The 9830-nt window shown below is 41.6% G+C and carries 8 protein-coding genes and 2 pseudogenes; 6 read left to right on the top strand and 4 right to left on the bottom strand.

The genetic code is table 11. The annotated features are described in order from the left end of the window. Positions 1 to 15 precede the first annotated feature (15 nt). The 3 genes from H140_RS0111265 (at position 16) to H140_RS0111275 (ending at position 2683) form a co-directional block, all read left to right on the top strand. A complete protein-coding gene (locus tag H140_RS0111265) occupies positions 16 to 1332 on the top strand; it encodes an NAD(P)/FAD-dependent oxidoreductase (protein WP_026349049.1) in 1317 nt (438 codons plus the stop codon). 32 nt (positions 1333 to 1364) lie between these two features. Next, the gene (locus H140_RS0111270; protein ID WP_019673763.1) at positions 1365 to 1709 is read left to right on the top strand and encodes a cupin domain-containing protein; all 345 of its coding nucleotides are present in this window, start codon (positions 1365 to 1367) and stop codon (positions 1707 to 1709) included. 62 nt (positions 1710 to 1771) lie between these two features. Beyond that, a complete protein-coding gene (locus H140_RS0111275) occupies positions 1772 to 2683 on the top strand; it encodes a LysR substrate-binding domain-containing protein (RefSeq protein ID WP_019673764.1) in 912 nt (303 codons plus the stop codon). 91 nt (positions 2684 to 2774) lie between these two features. Here H140_RS0111275 and H140_RS0111280 read toward each other — a convergent pair whose 3' ends face one another. Then, complete coding sequence (locus H140_RS0111280; RefSeq protein WP_019673765.1) at positions 2775 to 3770, bottom strand: diaminopimelate dehydrogenase; 996 nt, start codon at positions 3768 to 3770, stop codon at positions 2775 to 2777. Between the two features lie 453 nt (positions 3771 to 4223). On the opposite strand from H140_RS0111280, the gene H140_RS0111285 reads away from it, so the two are divergent. The 3 genes from H140_RS0111285 to H140_RS0111295 all read left to right on the top strand — a co-directional run bounded on the left by H140_RS0111285 (position 4224) and on the right by H140_RS0111295 (position 8556). Further along, on the top strand, positions 4224 to 5456 hold the full coding sequence (locus H140_RS0111285; protein ID WP_019673766.1) for a M20 aminoacylase family protein: 1233 nt from the start codon (positions 4224 to 4226) through the stop codon (positions 5454 to 5456). Positions 5457 to 5633: 177 nt separating this feature from the next. After that, positions 5634 to 6950, top strand: a complete 1317-nt coding sequence (locus H140_RS14565) for a DUF3100 domain-containing protein (protein ID WP_019673767.1) — start codon at positions 5634 to 5636, stop codon at positions 6948 to 6950. 631 nt (positions 6951 to 7581) lie between these two features. Beyond that, positions 7582 to 8556 carry a TauD/TfdA family dioxygenase gene (locus H140_RS0111295; RefSeq protein WP_019673768.1) on the top strand — a complete coding sequence of 325 codons (975 nt, stop codon included), beginning with the start codon at positions 7582 to 7584 and terminating at the stop codon, positions 8554 to 8556. A 186-nt stretch (positions 8557 to 8742) separates the two neighbouring features. Here H140_RS0111295 and H140_RS0111300 read toward each other — a convergent pair whose 3' ends face one another. The 3 genes and pseudogenes from H140_RS0111300 to H140_RS16555 all read right to left on the bottom strand — a co-directional run. Beyond that, positions 8743 to 9531: an IclR family transcriptional regulator domain-containing protein gene (locus H140_RS0111300; protein ID WP_019673769.1), complete on the bottom strand. Its 789-nt coding sequence runs from the start codon at positions 9529 to 9531 to the stop codon at positions 8743 to 8745. Between the two features lie 142 nt (positions 9532 to 9673). Beyond that, a pseudogene (locus tag H140_RS16550) lies at positions 9674 to 9758 on the bottom strand (transposase); the annotation flags it as partial. Next, positions 9732 to 9821: pseudogene (locus H140_RS16555) on the bottom strand (hypothetical protein); the annotation flags it as partial. The pseudogenes H140_RS16555 and H140_RS16550, both read right to left, overlap by 27 nt. Positions 9822 to 9830: the final 9 nt, after the last annotated feature.

Raw genomic sequence — 9830 nt, forward strand, 5'->3', positions numbered from 1 at the left:
GACAGTGTCATGAACATGATAAATTTACCCCATGATGACCACAGCTGTGGTTGGTACTCAGTATTGCCACCAGTACAGCCAGCAACTCAATTGCGTGATGCACAACAGGCAGACTATGCCATTATCGGTGTCGGTTTTTCTGGATTGGCGGCAGCACGGCGTCTAGCAGAATTGAAACCGAACGCACGTATTATCCTAGTCGATGCACAGCGTGTCGCAGAAGGGGCATCGGGTCGTAACTCTGGCTTTGTTATTGATTTGCCTCATAAGTTTTCATTAGAGCATCCAGATGAAACGCTGAAGCAAAAGCTGTTAAGTCTAAATAGAATCGCCATCTCACAGCTGCAACGCTTAATCGAACGCTATGAGATAGACTGTCAGTGGAGTGCATCAGGTAAATACCAAGGCGCAGTGACTGAGCGTGGTGAAAAGCATTTAGAGCACTTTGAACAGTTAATGAAAAACTTAGGCGAGCCTTACCGCTGGGTCGAAAAAGAGGAATTAAAAAAAGTACTCGGTACTGAGTATTATAGCCGTGCCATTCACACGCCCGGCTCGTATCTGATGCAGCCAGCTGCTTTGGTTCAGGGCATGGGACAAAACTTGCCCCAAAATGTTGAACTACTTGAGCAGTCACCGATTCAAAGTATAGCGCATAGGGATGGGCAGTGGCTGCTAACTGGAAACAATGGCAGCATTACGACGCCTAAGTTGTTGTTGGGCACCAGTATTTTTACCAAAGAGTTTGGTTATCTTAAAAACCGTCTGTTACCGGTGATGACGTTTGCCAGTTGGACACGGCCGTTAACCGATGCCGAAATGCAAGTCTATCAAGGTGAATTAAATTGGGGGCTAACCCCAGCAGATCATGCGGGCACTACGCTTCGGATGACAGCAGACAGGCGCATTTTGATTCGTAATACCTATAAGCATGTGCCCAAATATGGCAAAAGCGTCAGTGAGCAAACTCGGCAGTGGGTAAACACTCAGCATCAACAAGCCTTTGCTGCTCGTTTTCCGCAATTAGCTGACGTGCCGTTAACCCACACTTGGGGCGGGGTGTATGCCATTTCTCGTAACTTCACCAATTTTTTTGGTCAATTAGAAGACGGTCTGTATGCCAGCGCTTGTGATAATGGCGTAGGTGCGGCTTGGGGTACGGTATCGGGTACGCTTTTGGCGGACTTGGCAGTTGGTTCTGATTCACAAGATTTAGCAGACATCCAGTATGTGACAGGTATGCCCAGTCTCAATCCACCTGAGCCCTTTCTTGGGATGGGGGTTAAGTTTCGTATTCAATTGGCAAAATGGCAAAGTCGCAAAGAGCTTTGATTTAAGAAAATGAGTGTTTAAGGAAAAAAGGTATGAATGAGGTTCGATTAATAGACTCTAAGCAGTTAGAGTATAGCGTACGCGGTGACTCGCCAGGGATGGCCTATGTGGCTCGTGCCTTACCAGATGATATCTCACCAAATATAGGGGTGGGATTTGCGCGTTGGGAAGGTGCTGAAGTTGAGTGGCAGGTGTTATATGATGAGGTCAACTTTGTGATAGAGGGCTGTTTTGAGCTGACCGCAAATGGGCAAAACTATGAAGTGTGCTCGGGGCAAATGTTGTGGATTCCTGAAGGTACGAAATTGATATATGCCGGTCATGCGCTATTTGGTTATGTGGTACATCCTGGGAGTTGGAAACAGTTACGCTTATAGTGCATGATATCTCATAATCCAATTAGAGACACGCCCTAGTGTGATGACGATCAGGAATGTCGATGAAAATTAAACCCTTACCGCCAATGAACAGCCTAATCGTATTTGAAGCGGCTGCCCGTCATCTAAGCTTTACTCAAGCTGCTGATGAATTAAACGTCACTCAAGGTGCAATCAGCCGTCAAATCCGGCAGCTAGAAGCTTATCTTGGCAAAGCCTTGTTTATTCGTGCCAATCGCCGTATCAGCTTAACCCCAACAGGACTGCAATATTATCAAGGCGTTTATAGTGCGTTAAACAGTATTGCACAGGCCACAGGGGATATCATCAAATGGCAAGGTGAGCATCAAGTTACGGTTGCCACCACTCATGCGATGGCGGCTTTGTGGTTGTTGCCAAAAGTTGCGCCTTTTCAGCAGACCCAAGGCATAGATTTAAGAATATTGGCAACCGATAATATCGTAGACTTGCACAGTTTGAATTGTGACTTGGCGTTATTTTATTGCCGAGTACCCCCAAAAGGAGTGAAGGTTACCCCACTATTTGCTGAAGAAATCTTTCCTGTGTGTAGCCCAGATTACTTACAGCAGTTTGGTTTAGAAACATCAGCAGAACAAATCTTTGGCGGCACTTTATTAAACCTAGATGAATCTCGAGTGGATTGGATGGGCTGGCCAGAGTGGTTCGAGAAAGTGGGTCATCCTCCGATACAACCAAAAAACAAAGTCAATATTAACAACTATACCATGCTACTACAGGCCGCCATCAATGGTCAGGGCGTTGCGCTGGCATGGGGATCTTTAGTTGATGATTATCTAAAAAGTGGGGCTTTGGTGCGTCCAGTGGAGACAGTGCTACGTACCTCAGAGAGTTTTTATTTGCTTGAGCCCATAGGGCGCTACAATCCGTCAGCAAGTGTGGCTAAGTTTCGCACTTGGCTGTTGCAACAGTTGCCAGCAGCGGTTAGTAGTTAAGGATTTGTTATAGAAAATAAAAAGCCTCAATCCTATTTAATAGATAGAATTGAGGCTTTTTATTTGCAAGCAATATTTAGTATTTCGCTGACTACAGCAGCTCTTTACGCAATTGCGCAGGTGATTTTGGCGACAATAAACCAGGTGCAACATCAAAAACAGTTTTTGCACCGCTGTCACCAGCAGCATTCATCTTGTAAGCGGCACGGGCATAAGCCACCAGCACACTGGCGGTAAACTCAGGATTGCTGCCCAGTTTTAATGAAAATTCCATCGCTTGATCATGCTGGTCGTTATCAATACCACTGACGCCACTGCGCATCACAAAACCGCCATGAGGCATACTGCGGTGATCACGCTCAAAGGTTGCTTGATCGATAAAGTGTACGGTGGTGTCATAATCTGCAAAATAATCTGGCATGGTCACAATTGTGGTGCGAACAGTTTCCGCATCTGCGCCTTCTTCTAATACCACATAGCACTCACGGGTGTGCTTTTCACGTGTGGTTAAAGTTGGACGCTCGCCGTTGCGCACTCGGGCCATAGCCGACTCAGAAGGTAGCGTATATTGTACGCCTGACTTGACGCCATCGACACGGCGCACCGCATCGGAGTGACCTTGGCTTAAGCCTTTTCCCCAGAAGGTATAAGTTTCACCAACTGGTAAAAGGGCCTCACCATATAAGCGGTTGATAGAAAACAAACCTGGATCCCAACCCACAGACAATAGTGCAATCTTGCTCGCTTGCTTGGCAGGGGCATCAAGCGCTTCAAAGTATTCAGGAATCTTGGCATGGGTATCGAAGCTATCAACGATATTAAATATGGCAGCCAGTGCTGGGCCTTGCTGTGGCAAATCAGACTTAGAGCCGCCACATAAGATGAGTACATCTATCTTATCTTTGTATTGCTCGATATCATCCATGGCGTAGACGGGAACACTGTCATCAATTAAGGTAACAGAGGCTGGATCACGGCGACTAAAGACGCCGACCAACTGCATGTCTTCACATCTATTAATGGCTGCTTGAGCGCCTCGACCTAGGTTGCCATAACCTGCGATGGCGACTTTAATGGGTTGTGTCATTTTGAATTAGCCTTATGTTGAATAAAGTAATACGAAATTAGCTAGCGTATAGCTTAACTATTATAGCAGAGAGTAAATTTATAGCAGACAGTAGGTTGTTGGTTAAAAACATCCACCTTAACTTATACCTTTTCTAAAAAACAACCTATCTTTGTCAAACTCGTTGAACCTACTATATGTAGCGTTTGCACTCGTTTTTCTCGATAGCTTAATTTTTAGATTTGGTATTATAAAAAAATCAGCCTACGCCAAGCGTCAAGTGTGACTGGTTAGCATTAGATATGTGGAGGTTACCTTGTTTTTAAAGGGGGGCGGTGGCTGGTATGATTAGGTTATTCTAAGTTTAAAATATGTTGTAGTATAGGACGATAAGCAATAGCATCATGATAACCAATCATCAGGTTATCAGAGACTATCATCGTTAGTATTAAGTAGAGAGTATGGGAGTGTACAGTGTCTGTCAACAATGTAAGTATTAATGAATCTATTAAGCCGATAAAAATAGCATCTACAAATATTGAGTTACAAGAGAGCTTATTGCAACAGGCTAAGCTGTGGCGTAAACAACTTCACAGCCAACCTGAGTTAGGTTTTAAAGAGTTCAAAACTTCTGCGTTTATTGTGGAAAAGTTAATATCTTTTGGTATTGAGGTTCATCAAGGGCTGGGTGGTACAGGCGTTGTTGGGACACTTAAAAATGGAGAAGGTCCGACCATAGGTATTAGGGCAGATATTGATGCGTTGCCAATAGAAGAGCAGGGTGACATTGAGCATAAGTCTACTCATGCAAACTGCATGCATGCCTGTGGCCATGATGGTCATACTTCTATCTTACTAGGAACTGCAAAATATTTAAGTCAGCACAAAAACTTTAGTGGCACAGTACACTTTATTTTTCAACCAGCAGAGGAGGTGCTTGGTGGTGCGAAAGTAATGATTGAGGATGGATTGTTCGACCTATTTCCAATGGATGCAGTTTATGGGTTACATAATTGGCCAGGTCTTCCTGTGGGTCAAATTGCGGTCAATGATGGACCAATGATGGCGTCTTTTGATATTTTTGAAATCACCTTAACAGGGGTAGGTACGCATGCGGCCATGCCACATCTGGGTGCCGATCCAATTGCGGCAGCTGGAGCATTAATTACCAATATTCAGTCTATTATATCGCGCCGTATTTCACCTTTGCAGTCAGGTGTTGTCAGTGTGACACAAATGAATAGTGGAGATACGACCAACGTTATTCCAGACTACGCCATTTTAAAAGGGACGGTGCGTAGCTTTGATATGGCTATTCGACAGAATATGCAAGACATGCTTACTGAGATGGTAAAAACCTTACCTTTATTATATGGTGTCAAAGGCGAGATTGATTATCAGGTTTGTTACCCTGTGACCAGCAATGACAGCCAAGCCTACCTTAACGTCAAACAAGCTGCGACTGAAGTATTGGGCGCCAATAATGTCAATATTAATGTTGAGCCGTCTATGGCATCAGAAGACTTTTCATTTATGAGTCAGCATGTTAAAGGGGCTTATTTTTGGTTGGGTGTAGATGGTGCCACCCCATCAAAGCCATTACACAATGCGGCTTATGATTTTAACGATGCAGCTATTGAAACTGGTATTAAGGTATGGGTGTCATTAGTCGAATCTCAGTTGCCAAAAAAGCCAGATAGTAAATAAAATAACCTTAAAACAATTTAAAAGACTCTCAACTTGTTCATACTTACTATGGTCTTTGTAGGCTTACGCCTTTAGTTCAGAAAAGATAGCATTTTTTTGAAGATACTGAGCTAAAACAAAAACTTATGGAAAATATTGAGGGTGAGATGTTCACACATAATGCTAAATGGAGTTGCTATGACAAAAAATAATGTGCTATCGCCTAAGATGACAAGGTACTTGCTCAACTGGAAGTTGCATTTATTAGTAGTTATAGTGACTTTAATTTCAGAGTGGGTCGGCATTATTAAGATACCTATTGGTATTGGTACCTTAGTGTTATTGCCATTGTTATATGCGTTTATTATTTCGTTATTGTTAAATGCGAACGTCATTCCTGCCATGAAAGCGGTCATGAGTAAAGATCAAGCAAAATATGCCAGCTATGCGATTTTGTTAAGTGTTATGCCTTTTATTGCAAAATTTGGTGTTGGCGTAGGACCTAATATTAACGAGATTATTGCTGCTGGACCGGCGCTGTTGCTACAAGAGATAGGTAATGTGGCGACCGTCTTGATTGCATTGCCTGTAGCTGTTTTGGTGTTTGGTATGGGTCGAGAAGCTATCGGTGCGACACACTCAGTTGCACGTGAGCCTAACGTGGCTTTGATTGCTGATAAATATGGATTGCAGAGTCCAGAGGGCATCGGAGTTATGGGTGTCTATGTTATGGGTACCTTATTCGGTGCGATTTATTTTTCGTTGATGGCAGGTGTGATAGCCTCAATGAATATTATGGATATTCGTGCCTTAGCGATGGCTTGCGGTGTTGGTAGTGGCAGCATGATGGGTGCATGCTCAGCAGCGTTAGCAGAGTCTGTACCCAATCAAACCGATACAATCACAGCCTTTGCAGCCACCTCAAACTTATTGACTTATGCGACTGGTTTGTTCATTAGCATATTTGTTGCGCTACCAGTTACCGAGTTTATGTATAAAATGGTAAATAAATTTAGAAGTAAACAAAGCTCTGAGATTAAAAAAGATACTGGTTTTGATGCTGTCATGGAAGAGCATCCAAGCTTATCTATGACACAAACTTTTAGCTTGCTGGGGTTGATTTGTGTGGTACTGCTTTTAAGTAACTGGGTTGGTGAAGGTGTTTATCCGATAGTGGCATTACCAGGTATGTTAATTTTATTTGCTTGCTGCGCTGTCGGTATTTTGTTCAAACGCTGGGTGCCAGTTAATATCCCCGCCATTGCATGGATTTCAGTTGCAGCGATTCTTATTTCACTTCCGCAGTTTCCGCTCAGTGCTTATGTATTGGAACAGACTGGTAATCTTGGAGTGTTGCAGTTGTTAACACCTGTGCTGGCCTATGCTGGATTGGCGATTTCACAAGTCGAAGTTGATTTGTTCAAAAAGTCAGGGTTTAAAATTGCGATAGTCGCTATCCTAACCTTTACAGGTACCTTTATAGGATCAGCGATTGTGGCGCAAGTGATGTTATAAATTTTTTACTCAAACGATTTGTTATAGTCAAATCTAACAAGTTGAGGTATAAGACAATCAAGAAACGTATAGTTGTAGTCAGATAAATGAGTTACAAAGCAACCGAGTGCAAGTACTACTGAAGTAGGCTAAACAAGGATAACGCTGTAACTCTTTTATATGGCTGTGACTATACTACTGGCGTTTGCACTCGTTTTTCTCGATAGCTTAATTTTTAGATTTGGTATTATAAAAAAATCAGCCTACGCCAAGCGTCAAGTGTGACTGGTTAGCATTAGATATGTGGAGGTTACCGGTGTTTGTCAACATAGTTGTTACCAATATATGAATTAGGCGACTCTCATCTCATCAATTGATTTTGGCCCAGTTTAACAGACTTTAAAGCCGTATGGGTTAGCTCTATGAGCATAGCGCTGTGGATCACTATTAATTAATCAAATTACAACTTGTTTAATAAATTACCCTAACTGTATAATGGAATTGATGGTTTACTCCAGTCTCAACTTTATAGAAGTTGTCAAGGTTACTGTTTTTAGTCCAACAACACATATGATAAAAAGTGTTGGAAAGTCACAGTTGATGTCAGGAGTTGAGATTGAATTACTATTTACAATGTATAAGGAGATAGGGTATGGATACAATATTAACTCAGCCGATTACTGAGAAATGTGCTTGGCTAGGTCAACAGATTGCTAAAAAAGATGACTGGATTATCAGATTAGACCCGCATTTAATATCCGTATTAGATGGTGCGCTTAAAGCCATTCAAGAAAAAGATTTGCATGCTCCAAATTTTGAAAAAAGCGATACACCCATTGACGATCTCGCCTTTTTAAAGATGATCAACGATGTCTCCGAAGAATTAGAAAATGGCTATGGCTTTATTGTGATAAAAGGCCTTGATCCATCAGTTTACACCGAACAAGATTTAACAGATATATTTTATATCTTAGGGCTGTATTTGGGTATGCCTGTCGTTCAAAACAAAGAAGGTCAACGATTGGGTATGGTGGAGAATGTCGGTGATTTAAATAACAAACAGACCCGAGTGTATCAAACTAATGAAAACCTACCTTTTCATGCCGATTTATCCGATGTGGTCGGGCTACTTTGCATACGTAAAGCAATGAGCGGCGGTGAAAGTAGTCTGGTTAGTTTTGCCTCTGTCTATAATACGATTTTGCAAGAGTATCCTGAATATTTAGCCTACTATTACCACCCTGCCTACTTAAATCATCTTGGTAAAGAGGGGCCAGCACTAACCCCTATGTTTAGCTATTGGAATGGAAAGCTGGCATGCCGTTATCTACGAAAGTATATAGAAACTGGGCATGAAATCATGAATGTTCCTATGTCACGAGTTCAAATAGATGCGTTAGATATTTTTGATGAGATTAGTCAGCGTCCAGAGTATAGGTTGGATATGATGCTTGAGCCGGGTGATATTCAGCTGTGTAACAACTATGTCATTATGCATTCGAGGCAGTCTTTTGAAGATTATTCTGAGAAGGAAAAAAGACGCAAGTTAGTCAGATTGTGGTTAAAAGTTCCTAATGCTAGAGAGCTTGCGCCAGACTTTCCGGGTAAAAATGGTTACTCTTTGTAATCACTCCAGTTAGCCAAATTATCATCATGATTTTCTAAAAAATATTGGGGCTAAAAAGCCATGCATAAGTGGAGTTATGCATGGCTTTTTAGCCTTGTTGGCTTATTCAATTTTCTTAACTTACATTCTTTAGTATTGTTCATTCTTTAGTATTGGTTGCCTTGCCCCTTAGGTCTCTGGCTATGACTATATATAATACTTTTGAATATTGTTGGCGCATTCTTGAAGTATCGGTAAAAACTTACGTTGCAGATCCTCTTGAGTAACTCGAAGTGCATTGGTACTGATATTGATGGCGCCTATAAGCTCGTGATTGGCCTTATAAACTGGTATCGCCAAGGATAGCAAACCTTTGTCAAGCTCTTGGTTTAAGATAACAAACTGCTTTTCTTTTATTTGACGTAAGTCTTCTCTTAGCTTATCCATATCTGTAATACTATAAGGTGTATATTGCTTTAATTCTATTTTTGCTAAAAAAGCATTTAGCTTATCTTCTGATAAGTTGGCTAAAATCGCTCTTCCCATTGACGTATAGGCTGCTGGTAGTCGCGTACCGATAGATAAGGTAATTGCCATTAACCTATGCTCAGCAGCGGAGCGTGCAATATATACAATATCTGTGTCATCCAAAATGCCAAATGAGCAAGACTCTCCAGTTTGTTCGGTTACTCTTTCAAGGTAATATTCTAAGATTTCGTGATGGTGATTTGCGCTTAAATAACGGGCACCAATGCTTAAAGTTTTGGGTGTCAAACTAAACTGGCGTTTATCTTTGTGGACATAGCCTAAAGCATGTAAGGTTAATAGATATCTGCGTGCTTTTGCTCTACCTATTTGTGCCTTTTCAGCAACCTCTGATAGTGTCATGCTAGCGTTGTTTTCATCAAATGTTTGAAGAACACTGAGTCCTGCTGCAAGAGAAGCAACAAAATCAGGGCTATCAAAGGAAATTTTTTCATCTTGTATTTTAGACATAATATTCAATATATTCTGTTAAGTAATGGAACAAAATTAAATACCTATACTTTAAATGTAGAAAAATTTATCGACAGGGAATCACCAATATTAGCAAAAACCCGATTAACTGCATAAGACAACGTATCGAAAGAAACATAATCACAAGGTCTTAGCCAAGCCTGTTTTACCTCCTTCCATAACCGCTCAATGATATTTAGATGCGGACTATAAGGCGGTAAATAAAAGATAAACAAGCCTCGTTCTTGCCAAATGGGTAATCTAGCTTGGATAATCTTGGCATGATGAATACTGGCATT

Source organism: Psychrobacter lutiphocae DSM 21542, assembly GCF_000382145.1.
Taxonomy (GTDB): Bacteria; Pseudomonadota; Gammaproteobacteria; order Pseudomonadales; family Moraxellaceae; genus Psychrobacter; species Psychrobacter lutiphocae.